This is a genomic window from Edwardsiella hoshinae NBRC 105699 = ATCC 33379 (genome assembly GCF_000474215.1).
GTDB classification, from domain to species: domain Bacteria; phylum Pseudomonadota; class Gammaproteobacteria; order Enterobacterales; family Enterobacteriaceae; genus Edwardsiella; species Edwardsiella hoshinae.
In genome coordinates this window covers 14,716-31,096 of record NZ_BAUC01000021.1, presented here as the reverse complement: position 1 = coordinate 31,096, position 16,381 = coordinate 14,716, and the positions used below count along the sequence as shown (strand labels likewise).

Here is a 16,381-nt window from a genome sequence, read left to right as displayed (position 1 = left end):
CAGTCAGAGGGAGAGTACCATGGTCGCGGTAAGAAGCGCTCATTTGAATACGGCTGGTGAATTTGTCCCCGAACAGTGGGTGGCAAGCTTAAATATATCCAGCCCCGAGTCGTGTGAGCGTCTCACCGCCACCTGGCGCTATTGCCAGGAGAAAACGGCCGGTCATGCGGCAGCGCCGTTGCTGCTCTGGCGCGGCGTCGAGATGGTCGAAATCCTCTCGACCCTGAGCATGGATAACGATAGTCTGCGCGCCGCGCTGTTGTTCCCGCTGGTGGATAGCGCCGTGATCGACGATCAGCAGGTGCGCGACGACTTTGGTGGCGCCATCGCCGATCTGGTGCGTGGGGTGAGGGAGATGGATGCCATCCGCCAGTTGAAGGCGACCCAGAGCGGGGCGGCCGGATCGGAGCAGGTAGACAATATTCGCCGCATGCTGCTGGCCATCGTGGAAGATTTCCGCTGTGTGGTGATCAAGTTGGCGGAGCGCATTGCCCACTTGCGCGAGGTGAAGGATGCGCCGGAGGAGGAGCGTGTGCTGGCGGCCAAGGAGAGCTTCAACATCTACGCGCCGTTGGCTAACCGTTTAGGTATCGGCCAACTGAAGTGGGAGTTGGAGGACTATTGTTTCCGTTACTTGCACCCGGAAGAGTATAAACGCATTGCCAAACTGCTGCATGAGCGGCGCATCGATCGTGAGCAGTTTATCGATGATTTTGTGCATGATCTGCGTAAGGCGATGGCTAAAGAGGGCATCAAAGCGGAGATCTATGGTCGCCCCAAGCATATCTATAGCATTTGGCGCAAGATGCAGAAGAAATCGCTGGCTTTCGATGAGCTGTTCGACGTGCGTGCGGTACGGGTGGTGGTCGAACGGTTGCAAGATTGCTATGCGGCACTGGGGATAGTACACACGCACTATCGTCATCTGCCCAGCGAGTTCGACGACTACGTAGCAAACCCCAAACCCAACGGTTATCAGTCGATCCACACGGTAGTACTCGGTCCGCACGGTAAGACCCTGGAGATTCAGATCCGTACCCGCCAGATGCATGAAGATGCCGAGCTGGGTGTGGCGGCGCACTGGAAGTACAAAGAGGGGCCACAGGCAGGGGGACGCGCTGGCTATGAGAATCGCATCGCCTGGCTGCGCAAGCTGTTGGCCTGGCAAGAGGAGATGGCCGACACCGGTGAGATGATCGATGAAGTGCGCAGCCAAGTGCTGGACGATCGGGTGTATGTGTTTACTCCCAAAGGGGATGTGGTCGATCTGCCTGCCGGCTCCACGCCGCTCGACTTCGCCTACCACATTCACAGCGATGTCGGTCACCGTTGCATCGGTGCCAAGATCGGCGGGCGCATCGTCCCCTTTACCTACCAGTTACAGATGGGCGATCAGGTGGAGATCATCACCCAGAAGCAGCCTAACCCGAGTCGCGATTGGCTTAATCCTAACTTGGGCTATGTGACCACCAGTCGTGGACGCGCCAAGATCCATAACTGGTTCCGTAAGCTGGATCGCGATAAGAATATCCTGGCCGGGCGTCAGATCTTGGACGATGAACTGGCGCGTCTGGGTATCAGCCTGAAAGAGGCGGAGAAGTTACTGTTGCCGCGCTACAACGTGCATAGTCTGGATGAGGTGCTGGCCGCCATCGGAGGTGGCGATATTCGTCTCAACCAGATGGTTAACTTCCTCCAAGGCAAGATCAACAAACCCAGTGCCGAGGAGGCGGATCGCGAGGCGTTGAAACAACTGACCCAGAAGGGGCAATCCAGCGCGCGCAGCGATAAGAGCAGTGGCCGAGTGGTGGTCGAAGGGGTGGGTAACCTGATGCACCACATCGCCCGTTGCTGTCAGCCGATCCCCGGCGATGAGATCGTCGGCTTTATCACCCAAGGGCGAGGGATCTCTATCCACCGCGCCGACTGCGACCAGTTGGATGAATTGCGTCGCCATGCGCCGGAGCGCATCATTGACGCGGTGTGGGGGGAGAGCTACTCCAGCGGCTATGCGCTGGTGGTGCGTGTGACCGCGAATGATCGCAGCGGCCTGCTGCGCGACATCACCACTATTTTGGCCAACGAAAAGGTCAATGTGTTGGGGGTCGCTAGCCGCAGCGACACTAAGCAGCAGATGGCGACCATCGATATGGAGATCGAGATCTATAATCTGCAAGTGTTGGGCCGGGTGCTGGCCAAGCTGAATCAACTGCCGGACGTGCTAGACGCGCGTCGGCTGAATGCCGGGCGCGGCACCGCCGTGTGACCCGATACCCTTGGCCCGGGACGTGCACTGCCGTGCCGGGCTGCTCGCCGCCTCAATGGCGGCAGTTTGCTGAGTGAAACGACCGCGATGACCACCCCTGCTTTACAACGCCTTTTGACCATTATGCGCACGCTACGTGACCCGCAGCGCGGCTGTCCATGGGATCTACGTCAAACTTTTGCCACAATCGCCCCCTATACGCTGGAAGAAACTTATGAAGTGCTTGACACGATTCAGCGCAACGATTTCAATGGACTGAAAGAAGAGCTAGGCGACCTGTTATTTCAAGTCGTGTTTCACGCGCAGATGGCCCAGGAACAGGGGCTGTTCGACTTTGATGCGGTATGCGAGGGCATCTGTGACAAGTTGGAACGCCGCCATCCTCACGTGTTCGACGCGGACTACGACGAGAGTGCTCAGGCTTCCGTGGCCCGCTGGGAACAGCGTAAGCAACAGGAGCGAGCGCAGAAGGCGATGGACTCGCTGATGGATGATATCCCGTTGGCACTGCCGGCGCTGATGCGCGCCGATAAGATCCAGCGGCGTTGCGCCTCGGTGGGATTCGATTGGGACACCCTAGGGCCGGTGCTGGACAAGGTGTACGAAGAGATCGACGAGGTGATGGATGAGGCGCAACAGGCGGTGGTGGATGAGGCTCGGCTGAGCGAAGAGGTCGGCGATCTGCTGTTTGCCACGGTCAATCTGGCACGCCACCTCGGTTGTCGGGCGGAGAATGTGCTGGAACAGGCCAATCGCAAGTTTGAACGCCGTTTTCGCGCGTTAGAACAGGCGGTGATCGCGGGGGGAGACACCCTGGAACACGCCTCACTCGCGGAGATGGAAGCGATGTGGCAGCAGGTAAAACAGCAAGAAAAACAGTAGGGTGGAGCGCCTGATTCGACAAGTTTTCCGCCTTATTTTGCCTGTTTGACATAAATTGATAGGCATTAATGGGATTTTTTGGGGTTTTTTCTCTGTATCTTTTTGTTTAATAAGTGAAAGAAGATTATTGCGGGCGGTGTTTGGACGCAGTAAAGGGCGTAGGCAGGATCAGATCGTTTGTGGCAAATAAAACCTTCGGGTATACTACTGTCCCGTCCTGGTTCTTCCATCGTCTTTAAACCTAACTCTCAGGTTCAGCATGACAACGAATTATATTTTTGTGACCGGCGGGGTCGTATCCTCTCTGGGTAAAGGCATTGCCGCAGCCTCCCTGGCGGCCATTCTTGAAGCCCGTGGCCTCAATGTATCCATGATGAAGCTCGACCCGTACATCAACGTCGATCCGGGTACCATGAGTCCGATTCAGCACGGGGAAGTTTTCGTTACCGAAGACGGCGCGGAAACCGATCTGGACCTGGGTCACTACGAGCGTTTCATCCGCACCAAGATGTCCCGCCGCAATAATTTCACCACCGGGCGTATCTACTCCGATGTGTTGCGCAAAGAGCGCCGCGGTGACTATCTGGGCGCCACCGTACAGGTGATCCCGCATATCACGAATGCCATTAAAGAACGCATCCTGGAAGGGGGCGAAGGCCACGACGTGGTACTGGTCGAAATCGGCGGCACCGTCGGTGACATCGAATCGCTGCCGTTCCTGGAAGCTATTCGCCAGCTGGCGGTTGATGTTGGCCGTGAACACACCATGTTTATGCACCTGACCCTGGTGCCCTATATGGCGGCCGCTGGCGAGGTGAAGACCAAGCCGACTCAGCACTCGGTGAAAGAGTTGCTGTCTATCGGTATCCAGCCGGACGTGCTGATCTGCCGTTCCGACCGTGCTATCCCGGCAAACGAGCGCGCCAAGATCGCGCTGTTCTGTAACGTACCGGAGAAGGCGGTCATCTCCCTGAAGGATGTGGATTCCATCTATAAGATCCCGGGTCTGCTGAAATCACAAGGGTTGGATGAGTTTATCTGCAAACGCTTTAATCTGACTTGCCCGGCGGCCGATCTCTCCGAGTGGGAGCAGGTGATCTTCGAAGAAGCCAACCCGGCCGGTGAAGTTACCATCGGGATGGTCGGTAAGTATGTCGAACTGCCGGATGCTTACAAGTCGGTGATCGAAGCGTTGAAGCACGGTGGTCTGAAAAATCGTGTTAGCGTCAACATCAAATTGATCGATTCGCAAGATGTAGAAACCAAAGGCACCGAGATCCTGAAAGATCTGGATGCTATCCTAGTACCGGGTGGCTTTGGTTACCGTGGTATCGAAGGAAAGATCGCCACCGCACGTTACGCGCGTGAAAACAATATTCCGTATCTGGGCATTTGCCTGGGGATGCAGGTCGCCCTGATGGAGTTTGCTCGCAACGTCGTGGGCATGGAAGGCGCCAACTCAACGGAGTTCATGCCGGACTGCAAGTATCCGGTCGTGGCGTTGATCACCGAGTGGCGTGACGAAGAAGGCAACGTTGAAGTGCGTAGCGAAGCGAGTGACCTGGGCGGCACCATGCGCCTGGGCGGTCAACAGTGCAACCTGGTGGAAGGTACGCTGGCGCGCCAGTTGTACGGTGCCCCGAGCATTGTTGAACGTCACCGCCATCGCTACGAAGTGAACAACATGCTGCTGAAGCCGATCGAAGCCGCGGGACTGCGTGTTTCCGGCCGCTCTGCGGACAACAGCCTGGTGGAGATCATCGAGCTGCCGAACCACCCGTGGTTCGTCGCCTCGCAGTTCCACCCGGAGTTCACCTCCACCCCGCGTGATGGGCATCCGCTATTCTCCGGCTTTGTTAAAGCGGCAGCGGAGTACCAGAAACGTCAGGTGAAATAAGTGATTATGGGCAGGCGCGGGACTTTTGTTCCGCGTCTGTCGTCTGGAGTTTTAGTTTAACTTGTATCGAGGAAAACCTAATGTCCAAAATCGTTAAAGTCATCGGTCGCGAAATCATCGACTCCCGCGGTAACCCGACTGTAGAAGCCGAAGTTCATCTGGAAGGCGGTTTCGTCGGTATGGCTGCTGCGCCGTCAGGTGCTTCTACCGGTTCTCGCGAAGCACTGGAACTGCGCGACGGTGACAAGTCACGTTTCCTGGGTAAAGGCGTCCTGAAGGCGGTTGCCGCCGTCAACGGCCCGATCGCTGAAGCCATCATCGGCAAAGACGCGAAAGACCAGGCTAACATCGACCAAATCATGATCGAGCTGGACGGTACCGACAACAAATCTAAGTTCGGTGCTAACGCCATCCTGGCGGTTTCCCTGGCTAACGCCAAAGCTGCCGCTGCCGCGAAAGGTATGCCGCTGTACGCGCACATTGCCGAACTGAACGGCACTCCGGGCAAATACTCCATGCCGCTGCCGATGATGAACATCATCAACGGTGGTGAGCACGCCGACAACAATGTCGACATCCAGGAGTTCATGATCCAGCCGGTTGGCGCTAAGACTCTGAAAGAAGCCGTACGTATGGGTTCTGAAGTGTTCCACAACCTGGCTAAAGTTCTGAAAGCCAAAGGTATGAACACCGCTGTCGGTGACGAAGGTGGCTATGCGCCGAACCTGGAATCCAACGCGGCGGCACTGGCAGCTATCAAAGAAGCCGTTGAGAAAGCGGGTTACGTGCTGGGTAAAGACATTACTCTGGCGATGGACTGTGCAGCTTCTGAGTTCTACAACAAAGAAACCGGCATGTATGAACTGAAAGGCGAAGGCAAATCTTTCACCTCTAACGAGTTCACTCACTACCTGGAAGGTCTGACCAAAGAGTTCCCGATCGTCTCTATCGAAGACGGCCTGGACGAGTCTGACTGGGACGGTTTCGCTTACCAGACCAAAGTGATGGGCGACAAGCTGCAACTGGTCGGTGACGATCTGTTCGTAACCAACACCAAGATCCTGAAAGAAGGCATCGAGAAAGGTATCGCTAACTCCATCCTGATCAAGTTCAACCAGATCGGTTCTCTGACCGAGACTCTGGCCGCGATCAAGATGGCGAAAGATGCTGGCTACACCGCTGTCATCTCTCACCGTTCTGGCGAAACCGAAGATGCCACCATCGCCGACCTGGCGGTAGGTACCGCGGCAGGCCAGATCAAGACCGGCTCTATGAGCCGTTCTGACCGTGTAGCCAAGTACAACCAGCTGATCCGTATCGAAGAAGCGCTGGGCGCGGCTGCACCGTTTAACGGTCTGAAAGAAGTGAAAGGCCAGCACTAATCGCTGCCGTTTCACCGATGCAAAAAACCCGCCTTATGGCGGGTTTTTTCATGTCCGCGGTGTAACGATCAACTGACCGCCTCTTCACTGCGCAGGATCTGGTACAGCTCATCCTTGATCCTCAGTTTTTCGCGCTTCATGGCACTAATTTGCTCATTGAATAGCGCGCCGGGTCTGTTTTCAGCCCTTCTAATTTCATGATCCAGCTGGTTATGCTCATGGAACAGGGTGGCAAATCGGACGTCTTCGGTTTTCAGACGGGAGATCAGATCACGATACTCTGGGAACATAAGCCCTCCTTTTGGTCAGAACCCATCGCTAACTATGGCACAGAAACGGCGGCGAGTTTGTAACCAGGCTCTCAGCTTATCGGTTAGCCGGCGCTATTTGCCCTCCTGCGCCATGCCAGCGCAGGAGAGCGGCGATTACAGTGCCAGGAGGCAGGTGACGTTGTAGACATCACTGAGACTGCCGCCATTGACATCGCCGTTTTGCAACGACACCGTCATATAGGCGTCGCGCCCGGCCTCATCGCGGGTCCAGTAGTCGTTGGTGTAAAAGTTTGAACCGGGATAGAACGCCATATTGCCCCATTCACTCCACAGATTTCCCACCGCGCGCCGCTGACTATAACTGCCGCGGTACTCCCAACCATACTGATCATGATAGGCGCGTTGGCTTGAATTGGTTAACTCGCGTACCGTCGGCAAGCGTCCCCCCACAACTTGGCACGACTGTTGTGCCACGGACGGATTCATCCGGGAGGCCCCCTCGTTAACAAACCAGTGGCGCAGATTAATGTGATATTCACCGCGCTCCCCGTCGAGGCTAGTTAAGGTAATCGTGACATGCTGCTCGCCGCTAGCAGGCCGACGGTTAAAGGTTACCACTCCGCTATCGTTTACCGTTAGCCAGGCCGGTGTATTCTGGCTACCCGTGACGACGGCTTTCGCATCCAAGGGCGCCGTGCCATTAGGGAATTTTAGGGTAAAGGTGGCACGAGCGAATCCGGTGTGTGGAAAGCCGCTGTCATTGGCGAACGAGTAGTCGGCCGCCTGGGCCATAAGCTTCAGTACGGGCTTCATCATCACAATCTGTAGTGTGGTGGCTGCCGCGTCGGCGGCGAGACCTACCGAGGCCGGCTCCAGCGTCACCACGGTGGTACCGGAGGTGGTGCCACTGCGCAGGGTAATACGGTATTCGCCGTTACCGTTATGCTGCATGGTGCCCGAGGTGGTATCCAGCGCGGTGCCCGCGCTGAATGTCGCCGCGGCGCCGGAAAGCGTGAGCCGTGGCGCCTTATCCACCAGGGGATTCCCGTGACGATCGACCAGGCGTAGCGTTATCAGCGTGGTGGATTGGCCGTCGGCGACCAACGAACTGGCGCTACTGGTCAACACCGGCGATTGCGGGGGACCAGGCAGCAATAGCAGTTGTACCGATGCTGCTGTGCCAATCGTGTACGATTGCCCGCCTAGCGTGACGTGGGCGCTTAGCGTGAAACGCCCGGCTTGGGTGCCCGTCAGCGTCGCACGGTAAATCCCGCGCTCAGCCTGCTCATAGTTTACCGGGCTGAGGGTCAGACGCGTCGTTGCGGGAGACGCCGTGTCGCTATCGGTCACGCTGAACGCGATACCGCTATCAAGCCCGTTGATGGGGTTACCTTGGCTGTCTCGCAGATCCAGCGTTAAGGTGACGCTGTCCGTACCGTTAGCCTCGATAGCCACAGTGTGAGCGTTGCCGTCAGGCATGGTAGCGGTGCTGGCCGTCAGGCTCGAGCGGGTGACGCTGATATCGCCCGGGACAAAACGGATATCCAGCCGCGATGTAACGCTTGCCAACGCGGGCGCGGCGTCGAGCTGGACGCTGACCGTGCTGATCCCGGCTAACCGACTGCGGAGGGTGAAAGTGGCGTTGCCGTTAGCGCCGCTTGGTACGACGAGCGTCGAGCCGGTATTGCCGGCCCCGCTGGCAAGGATGGCGCCGTTGCTGGCGCTCACACGCAGTGGGATGTTTTGCAATGCCTGGCCAAAAGCGTCTTGCGCGGTTGCTGTGATGGTCGCACTGCTGGTGCCGTCTGCGGTGAGGGGGCCTGGGGGGGTGGCCGTCAACGTTAGCGTGACGGTATTGCCAGGCGGCGTGGACTGCACCGCTACCGGGCTAAGTGGCAATGGCTGTCCGTCCAGTGTGACGCCGAGAGTCGCGTGCCCTACACCGGTCGCCGTTAGACTGGCGCTATAGATGCCAGCCGCCGCCTGGCGGTAGTCCACCGCGCTTAGCGTGTAATCGGCGGTATTTCCCTGAATAACCTGAAAGGCGACGCCGCGAGTGCGTACCAGCGGATTGCCCTGGCGGTCTTTTAACGTCAGCTGGAGTGTGCTGCTCGTGTTACCATCTGCCACAATGGTGCTCTGACTGAGCTGTAACGCCGAACGGCCAGGGTCTGCAACGCTGGGGGCAAAACTTACCTCGACGGTTTGCGCCGATGGCTGGTTTGCCAAGGCTGCACTCAGCGTGGCGCGACTAACGGAGCGGCTGTGGAGTACTACCTGCGCTAAGCCATCGCGGTCCGTAACACGACTGAGGGTGGTTAACGCGGTACCCTGTGCCTCATTCGGTATGCCAACCGGCGCCAGGTAAGCGCCTTGGGTTACCGTGAAGATCACCGTCTCGCCCGGTAAGGGATTGCCGTTGCTATCCGTTACCTTGATCGACGCCAGATTCACGCGCGGGCCGCTGGCGGTGGCGCTACGCTGAGTCACATGTAAACTGCCGGGTACCAGTCGTGCGCTACCGCTGTCGGCGACGAAGTGCAGCGTTACTTGTTGTCGACTACCGTTCAGTTGGGCGTCGATCACGCTATTCCCAGCCCGCGTTTGGGTCACGTCAACGGCCGCCCTGCCATTGTTGTCGGTGAGTACGTCGGCAGTTTTGGCCCCCTGACCGCTGGCTTGCCCCGCCGGGGCGAGTTGGGCCTCATCGCGGGCGGTAAAGGTTACGCGTTGCCCGCTTAGCGGATTACCGTAATGATCGCTCACCCGCGCCGTCACTCGGTTAGCGCTGAGGCCATCAGCAGGGGCGTTATTCGTCGTGACCGACAATGCACCTGCCGCCATCTGGGCGGAGGCCGGGTCCGCCGTAAAGATAATCTCCTGGCTTATTTGGTTGCCCGTGGCCAGCCTTGCTGTTAGCTGATGCACGCCCGCTTTAGTACTGGCGAGGCGCAGAGGCAGTTTGCCGGCATCATCGGTTTGGGTATCAAAGCCGTCGCAGCGGGGCTGGCCGTTAATCAGACAGGTCGGCTCTAGCGCGGGGCTGATTAATGCCGCCGGCGCACCGTATTGCAAGGGGGCTGGCGGTGAACTTTGCGCCGTCACAGTGACATGTACCGGCATCTTTGCCGCCGGTTTGCCTTGCTCATCGGTCACCGTCAAATCGGCGCTGATCTCCTTGCCGGCGGCGACGTGTGCGGTCGATAGACTGACCTGCGGGCTATAGCCAGCATCTAACACGGTGATCGTCGTCACCACAGGTTCGCTACGGTTGCCATCTGTATCAATCAGTTGTGCACTTAATGCATACTGGTTCGGTCGCCCGCTTTCCGGCGGATTCCACGGCGGTAACAGCAGGGTGATATCTGTCGGCTTGTTGCCGGGGAAAAGGGCGCCGCCCGCAGCTTGCAATGCGTCCGCTTGCCACAGCACATCACGTAGGCCCGCGCTTGCTTGCACCCGGGCGTGTACTTCGACGCGGTTCGTCGCCACGCCGCTGATTAACGGCAACGAGAGTGTCGCGCTGGGCTGGCGGCGATACTGCATCACGATGTCGTAGTTGCGCGCCACCAAATCGTAGCGGCTGCCTTGCAGCGAGCGCAGCATCGCCATATTAGCGCTGTCGAGTTGGGCCGCCAGTGGCAGACCGAAACGCCAGTTGAATTCCAGTTTGGCGACGGTCTCCGACACGTCGCCCATTTTCTGCCCAACGCTGAGGGTCAGCAGCGGAAAAGGGGTATAGTTGACGGCGGTTGTCAAAGTATAGGGTGACGTTTTCAGCGCATTTACCGCGCCGGTGCCGGAAAGCGCCACACCCTCACCAAAATATTTTTCATAGCTCAGTTCACCACCCAGCGTTGGCATCATCGGTAGCCAATATTTCAGTTGGGTGTCATAGCCTTCCGCCGGGCGTTCATCATAACCGGCCTGCGAGGATGCTCGCCAGTCGGTCAGACGGAAGTAGCGATTGATCGAGAGGCTGAGCCAATCGGTTCTGGCTTCCAGCCCTAATCCCCAGCGGGCGTTACCTGCACTGGCGTCATAATCGTAAAAGGCATTGCCGCCTAGCATCCAGCGTTCAGCGATATACTGCCGCCAGCCGATACCGCCGTTTAAGATCGTGCGATCTTCGTCAATGCGTCCGCCTAATTGACTAAAGAGCAGGCGGTTTTCGGTGTCGTACCAGGGCAGTAGGAGGTCGGCACTGCCGGTGCCGTGCCGGGTAAATTGCACATTCACGTTCCCTTTGCCTTGCTGCCCGAGCCAGTCGCGCAGCGTCTCATTGGCAAACTGATTAGCTTGCGCGCTTATCTGGTTGCCTGCCAGTTGCCCAACGGCTGCCGTTGGCGACGGTGCCGCCAGGACATTTCCCCATAACCGCATATGCTCGGCGATAGCGTTCTCATCCCCGGACTGTCCGGTGTCTGTTGCGTTGATTTCTAACGAAGGGAGTGACTCGTCGCCGCGACTGGCCTGTGCCAGCGGTGGGTAAAGGGGAAGAATCAGCGTGCTTAGCAGCCAGTAGATCAGCAGCCCGAAAGCGGTACGGTGATGCAGCGTGTGAGAGATGCTCATTAATATGACCTAAAAATATTATGAATAAAACAAAATAAAACTTTCAGTGAATTGATGCGTTATATGACGCAATAGATGGTCCTTTTCATCTATTTTATTTATTAATTTAATTCCCTATATCTATTGTTACATATAAATAAAAGTCTAGGCGTTGAGAATAAGGGTAGTGCCGTTAATACCGTGTTCGCCATGGGTTTTCCTTTTTATCCTATTGTTTTTGCTTTGCATTTTTTTGTGGACTACATGAGTAAGAAGATAAAGCTATTTAACCCGACGCCGCTGAGGTTGGTGGCGAAGTCCGCGCATCCGTTGTGTGCGGCGCAATGAAAATAACCAGATTTATGCTATTCGCGAAGATAGATAGCATCTGGTAGATTGGAAACGACTTATTTATCTTTTAACTAAAAATAGTGACAGCAGATATAAGGCTATTATCAATTGATATTAAACTTAATAACATTAATCTTTATGCTTGACAATATTCTGTTTCGCACTTTTGGGGATGGGGTGATGTTGCGCGATAAGTTTAGGACGATATGTTACGTCGATGTGTTACACCGAGCAGATAGCGAAGACAGAGGATTCAGGCGTGGTGAGGGGGGCGTGATAGGCAAAAGGGAAACTGTCGCGATAATCAGGGGGGAGGTTCCCCCCCTGGGATGGCGCGGGTTAGATTACAGACCCGCGATCACTCGGCGTAGCAGACGGATGCGGGGTGCGATGCTCTCCAGCTCTAGGTACTCCGCCGGGCTATGGAAACCGGCGCCGATCGGGCCGAAGCCATCCAGCGAGGGGATACCCAGCGCGGCGGTGTGGTTGGCATCGGAGCCGCCACCGACCGCCTGCCAAGTGATGGCGATCCCCTCTTCACGCCCCGCCTGCTCGACGCGTGCCATCAGGGCTTCGGTATCCGCCGACGGTGCCATAGCCGGGGTGTGTGCGTCCTGATGCAGCTCACAGCTAACCCCTTCCAGGAAAGGCTTCTGGCAGCGTGCCTGCAACGCTTGGCTGACGCGTTGGTATTCGTCATTGCACCAGAAGCGCAGATCGACCACCGCCTGGGCGTGATCGGGGACGATGTTTGCCGCGTCGCCACCGTTGATTACCCCGACGTTGAGGGTGGTGCCCTTATCGCTGTCCGCTAGCTGGTTGATGGCGATGATGGCATGGGCCAGCGCGGTGATGGCGGAGCGGCCCTTGTCCGGATCGTTACCAGCATGAGCGGCGACACCGTGGAAGTTGAGGCGATAACGCGCCATACCCTTACGCGCTTTCACTAACGAGCCGTCGGCCCGTGCCGCTTCGCATACCAGTACGCAGCCACTGCGCTTGGCCAGTTCGCCGATCCACTGGTGGGAGTAGACCGAGCCAGTCTCCTCGTCCGGGTTCATGGCGACGGCAATACGCAGACGCTGACGATCTGATGCCTCCAGGCCGCGTAATGCCCACAGGATGTTGAGCAGCCCGCTCTTCATGTCGGAGACGCCCGGCCCGTAGACACGGCCGTCGCGTACGCTTAGCGGCCGTTCGGCGGCGGTACCCGGCGGGAAGACGGTGTCCATATGGCCCACCAGCAGCACATCGTAGTGATCGGCCTGCGGCTGGTTGGTGACAAAGACCCCCGGCCCGACCTGATCGCCGAGATCGACCTGCTCCGCGTGCCAGCCGGCATCACGATACAGGCGGGTGAAAGTGTCGGCGACGTGGGCCACGCCCTCGCGGGTCTGGGTGCCACAATCGACGTTGACTACGCTACGCAGTTCGTCCAGATACTGTTCCATTTGCATCGTCTTATCGCTCCGTGACGTTACAGGATGACGCGCATGATCAACATGGCGAGGAAGGCGTTGATGACCGAGATGCCGATCATCAGCGGAATGCGTTTCGCGGCGGTGCCGATCACCCCGAGGATGCGCCCTGCGTACTGGATCTGCGAGCCCATCAGGTAGATAGCCGGTGCCAGGATTGCCAAGTGGGTGCCGGTGAGCATGCCCTGGTCGAACAGCGCCACGGCAACACCAACACCGCCGCCCATCGACATCCAGCCGCCGATCAGAACGGCGGCAGCTTCACCCGGCAGGCCAAACAGTCCCATCAGCGGGCCGAATACCAACGCCAGTCCTTTCAGGGCGCCGGTGATTTCCAGCGCTTTGATCAACACGAAGGCCATCAAGACGTTGGGTAGAGTACTGGTGGTGGCGATATTCCAACCTTTGCGCGCGCCGGCGACAAAGACGTCGGTGATCATCGGATTTGAAGTCGGTGCAGACATTAGGCTTCTCCCTGTGCCGGATTGATGTCGGTTTTAGCGTGCTTCCCTGCGGTGAGGCGCAGGATGAGACGTAGCAGGTTGGCGCCGAAGATCTTCATCACGAACATCACTGCTACGCACAGGCCGATGGAGGCCGGAACCGCCGGGGTACCATCGATGGTCATCAGGGTGAACAGGACCGCACCGGAAGAGAAAAAGTTGGTGATCATCGCGCCGGCGGAGAACTGGAACATGGTGAAGACGTCGCGCTCATGCTCGGTGATCTGTCGGTCGTCGGACAGATTACGGGTCAGCGAGGCACCAACGTCGGTGCTTTGCAGGGAGCCGATCATCGCCAGGCCTGCGGAGCCCGGGATGCCCAGCAGCGGACGCAGCAGCGGGGTTAATAGCTTGCGCGCCGCATTCAATGCACCGTAGTGCTCCAGCACGTTGATCATCCCCAAGGCGAACATGACCGCCGGGATCAGACCGACGGCGAACAGAAAACCGTCCATAGCGCCGGAGCCGCCCTTACCACGGAAAGAACTGGTGGCGGCGTTGATCGTCTCGCCGGCACCGTTGACACCGGTGACGACTTTACCGAATGCACCATTCAGCGTGGTGAAGTCGAAGACGCCATACCACTCTTTGCCGCCCAATAGACCGGAGAAGAACACCATTGCAAACAGCAGGGCGATATATGCCCCAAAACCGACGCGCGGTTCGCTTGCGCTGGGGGGTACATGGGGGGAGATTGGACTACTCATGGATCATTTCCTTATGCCTGGGGTAGAAGTGTTACAAAATACAAGATTTAGAATATTCAGCAATACTTTTGCAGAATATATGACTTTGCTCAATAAAAAGTTTGGTTATTTATATGATTTATCGAGAATTTGAGGTCTGGCAGGGGAAAAAATTGAAATTCCGTGCTAACCATTCGGTATCGCAGAAATGTTACCGGGAACCTTTACACGGCAGGCAATAAAATACCCCGTCGGCGGAAAGCGAACGGGGTAGTGGACAGACGCGGCGGCGGCAGACAGCCTGTAGCGATCAGCACATCAGCACATCAGCACATCAGCACATCAGTACATCAGCACATCAGCACATCAGCACATCAGTACATCAGCACATCAGTACATCAGTGCGTAGAGTTGGCGGCGGAACTTACCAGCCAGCGCATCACCGGTGCCTAGCGCGGCCAGAATATCCATCAGCGTCTTGCGCGCGGCGCCATCGCCGGCGTTCAGATCGTGGCGCAGGTGATCCATCAGCAAGGTTAACGCCTCTTCATTGCGTCCCACCTGGTGGAGTTGCAACGCCAGCTGTACGGCCAGAGAGACATCTTGCGGCTGCTCGGCAACCTGTTGTTGCAGTAGCTGGATCTCCGGCGTATCGGCCGCCTGTTTCAGCAGTTCTATCTGGGCGATCAGGCTCTGATAGTGGCTGTCTTGATCCTGTAACGGCACGCGAGTCAGCAACTCGCTGGCATCCTCGCTGCGGTTGAGCGCGATCAGCGTCTCCGCCAACGCCAGGGTGATGTCACTGCGGGTCGGAGCCAGCGCATGAGCCTCTTTCAGTAACGGCAGCGCGCCGGCCATGTCGCCATTGGCCATTAGCTCGGCGGCCTGGGCGGCTTTCAGCTCTTCCGGTTTCGGCAATACGCGTGCTAGCAGATCACGGATTTGCTCTTCCGGTTGTGGCCCCTGAAAACCATCAAGCGGTTGACCGTCTTTAAATAGGTAGACCGTCGGGATGGCGCGCAGGCCGAACTGTGCCGCTACCATCTGCTCGGCGTCGCAGTCGACTTTGGCCAAGATAAACTGCCCGGCGTATTCGTTGGCCAGCTTATCCAACAGCGGCGTGAGCTGCTCGCAATGCTGGCTGCGGGCCGACCAAAAATAAAACAGGACCGGCACGGACATGGATTGCTCCAGGGTCTGGTGCAGGTTGGCTTCGGTAATATTGACTACGGTAGCGTTGATCATGGTGGTTTCTCTCGATCCCTTCGGCTAGATGATCTTAGATATGGGGGCTGTTGCCGCGATTGCAAGCCTAGCGTGCCGTCGCATGGCCACTGAGAATGCGATCCAGCAGTCGACCGGGCAGAATGCGCCGCAACAGACTGAGAACATGGGCGATTACGGTGACGGGATAACGTTGGCGTGGGCGCGGACTTTCCAATGCATGGCGCAGCTTGGGCAGCACCGCCTCTGGCGTCAGGGTAAAGCGGGCGGCGATGCCGGGATTGGTGACCGGTTGCTCGTGATTACACTGATGCACGTTGTGGGTGAAGCGGGTGGTGAGGGGACCAGGCTCGATCAGCGCCACATGAATGCCACTACCCCGTAGTTCCATGCGTAATGCGTCCGACCATCCTTCCAGGGCAAACTTGCTGGCGGCGTAGGCGCCCCTTCCCGGGGTCGCCACGATCCCCATGATCGAGCTAGTCTGGATGATGCGTCCTTCGCCCTGGGCCTGCATCGCTGGCAGCAGTAAGCGCGTCAGTTGATGAGTTCCGAATAGATTGGTAGAAAACTGGCGCTCCAGATCGGCTCGGCTGATCTGACTGAGGGGGCCATAGAGACCGAAACCGCCGTTATTGAACAGGGCGTACAGGCGGCCATGGGTCAGCGCCAGCACCTGCTGGGCAGCGTGCTCGACGCTGCGCGCGTCGTCGAGATCCAACAGGATCCCCTCCATCCCCATGGCGTTCATCGCCGCCACATCCTCGGCCTTGCGGCAGGCGGCCAGTACCCGGTAGCCGCGCCGCTGAAGATCCTGCGCCGCTGCCAGGCCGATACCGCTCGAACAGCCGGTGATTAAGATGGCTTTTTGCATAATTTTACCTAA

11 protein-coding genes are annotated in these 16,381 nt (G+C 57.6%); 4 read left to right on the top strand and 7 right to left on the bottom strand.

Translation table 11 applies throughout. The annotated features are described in order from the left end of the window. Nucleotides 1-19: 19 nt before the first annotated feature. The 4 genes from relA to eno all read left to right on the top strand — a co-directional run bounded on the left by relA (nt 20) and on the right by eno (nt 6,427). On the top strand, nt 20-2,266 hold the full coding sequence (gene relA / locus EHO01S_RS09780) for a GTP diphosphokinase (protein WP_024523783.1): 2,247 nt from the start codon (nt 20-22) through the stop codon (nt 2,264-2,266). 87 nt (nt 2,267-2,353) lie between these two features. Continuing rightward, the gene (mazG, locus tag EHO01S_RS09775) at nt 2,354-3,148 is read left to right on the top strand and encodes a nucleoside triphosphate pyrophosphohydrolase (protein ID WP_024523782.1); all 795 of its coding nucleotides are present in this window, start codon (nt 2,354-2,356) and stop codon (nt 3,146-3,148) included. A gap of 259 nt (nt 3,149-3,407) precedes the next feature. Further along, complete coding sequence (pyrG, locus tag EHO01S_RS09770; RefSeq protein WP_024523781.1) at nt 3,408-5,045, top strand: glutamine hydrolyzing CTP synthase; 1,638 nt, start codon at nt 3,408-3,410, stop codon at nt 5,043-5,045. An 80-nt stretch (nt 5,046-5,125) separates the two neighbouring features. After that, nucleotides 5,126-6,427 (top strand): phosphopyruvate hydratase, encoded by a 1,302-nt coding sequence (eno, locus tag EHO01S_RS09765; RefSeq protein WP_024523780.1) that lies wholly within the window; start codon nt 5,126-5,128, stop codon nt 6,425-6,427. A 68-nt stretch (nt 6,428-6,495) separates the two neighbouring features. On the opposite strand, the gene EHO01S_RS09760 is transcribed toward eno, so the two are convergent. The 7 genes from EHO01S_RS09760 to EHO01S_RS09730 form a co-directional block, all read right to left on the bottom strand. Continuing rightward, complete coding sequence (locus tag EHO01S_RS09760; protein ID WP_024523779.1) at nt 6,496-6,717, bottom strand: HP1242/YdcH family protein; 222 nt, start codon at nt 6,715-6,717, stop codon at nt 6,496-6,498. A gap of 135 nt (nt 6,718-6,852) precedes the next feature. After that, complete coding sequence (locus EHO01S_RS09755) at nt 6,853-11,274, bottom strand: inverse autotransporter beta domain-containing protein (RefSeq protein WP_024523778.1); 4,422 nt, start codon at nt 11,272-11,274, stop codon at nt 6,853-6,855. Between the two features lie 674 nt (nt 11,275-11,948). After that, on the bottom strand, nt 11,949-13,061 hold the full coding sequence (locus tag EHO01S_RS09750; RefSeq protein ID WP_024523777.1) for a M20 family metallopeptidase: 1,113 nt from the start codon (nt 13,059-13,061) through the stop codon (nt 11,949-11,951). A 20-nt stretch (nt 13,062-13,081) separates the two neighbouring features. Beyond that, nucleotides 13,082-13,546 (bottom strand): YjiG family protein, encoded by a 465-nt coding sequence (locus EHO01S_RS09745; protein WP_024523776.1) that lies wholly within the window; start codon nt 13,544-13,546, stop codon nt 13,082-13,084. Beyond that, entirely contained in the window at nt 13,546-14,292 is a 747-nt protein-coding gene (locus tag EHO01S_RS09740; RefSeq protein ID WP_024523775.1) for a nucleoside recognition domain-containing protein, read from the bottom strand. The genes EHO01S_RS09745 and EHO01S_RS09740 overlap by 1 nt, the downstream gene beginning before the upstream one ends. A gap of 369 nt (nt 14,293-14,661) precedes the next feature. Further along, complete coding sequence (locus EHO01S_RS09735; protein ID WP_024523774.1) at nt 14,662-15,516, bottom strand: thioredoxin family protein; 855 nt, start codon at nt 15,514-15,516, stop codon at nt 14,662-14,664. A gap of 67 nt (nt 15,517-15,583) precedes the next feature. Next, the gene (locus EHO01S_RS09730) at nt 15,584-16,369 is read right to left on the bottom strand and encodes an SDR family oxidoreductase (RefSeq protein ID WP_024523773.1); all 786 of its coding nucleotides are present in this window, start codon (nt 16,367-16,369) and stop codon (nt 15,584-15,586) included. Between the last annotated feature and the right edge of the window lie 12 nt (nt 16,370-16,381).

Coding starts and splice junctions, on each gene's coding strand:
- mazG (WP_024523782.1), top strand. CDS start 2,354: ATGACCACCCCTGCTTTACAACGCCTTTTGACCATTATGCGCACGCTA.
- eno (WP_024523780.1), top strand. CDS start 5,126: ATGTCCAAAATCGTTAAAGTCATCGGTCGCGAAATCATCGACTCCCGC.
- EHO01S_RS09750 (WP_024523777.1), bottom strand. CDS start 13,061: ATGCAAATGGAACAGTATCTGGACGAACTGCGTAGCGTAGTCAACGTC.
- EHO01S_RS09730 (WP_024523773.1), bottom strand. CDS start 16,369: ATGCAAAAAGCCATCTTAATCACCGGCTGTTCGAGCGGTATCGGCCTG.
- EHO01S_RS09755 (WP_024523778.1), bottom strand. CDS start 11,274: ATGAGCATCTCTCACACGCTGCATCACCGTACCGCTTTCGGGCTGCTG.
- EHO01S_RS09745 (WP_024523776.1), bottom strand. CDS start 13,546: ATGTCTGCACCGACTTCAAATCCGATGATCACCGACGTCTTTGTCGCC.
- relA (WP_024523783.1), top strand. CDS start 20: ATGGTCGCGGTAAGAAGCGCTCATTTGAATACGGCTGGTGAATTTGTC.
- EHO01S_RS09735 (WP_024523774.1), bottom strand. CDS start 15,516: ATGATCAACGCTACCGTAGTCAATATTACCGAAGCCAACCTGCACCAG.
- EHO01S_RS09740 (WP_024523775.1), bottom strand. CDS start 14,292: ATGAGTAGTCCAATCTCCCCCCATGTACCCCCCAGCGCAAGCGAACCG.
- pyrG (WP_024523781.1), top strand. CDS start 3,408: ATGACAACGAATTATATTTTTGTGACCGGCGGGGTCGTATCCTCTCTG.
- EHO01S_RS09760 (WP_024523779.1), bottom strand. CDS start 6,717: ATGTTCCCAGAGTATCGTGATCTGATCTCCCGTCTGAAAACCGAAGAC.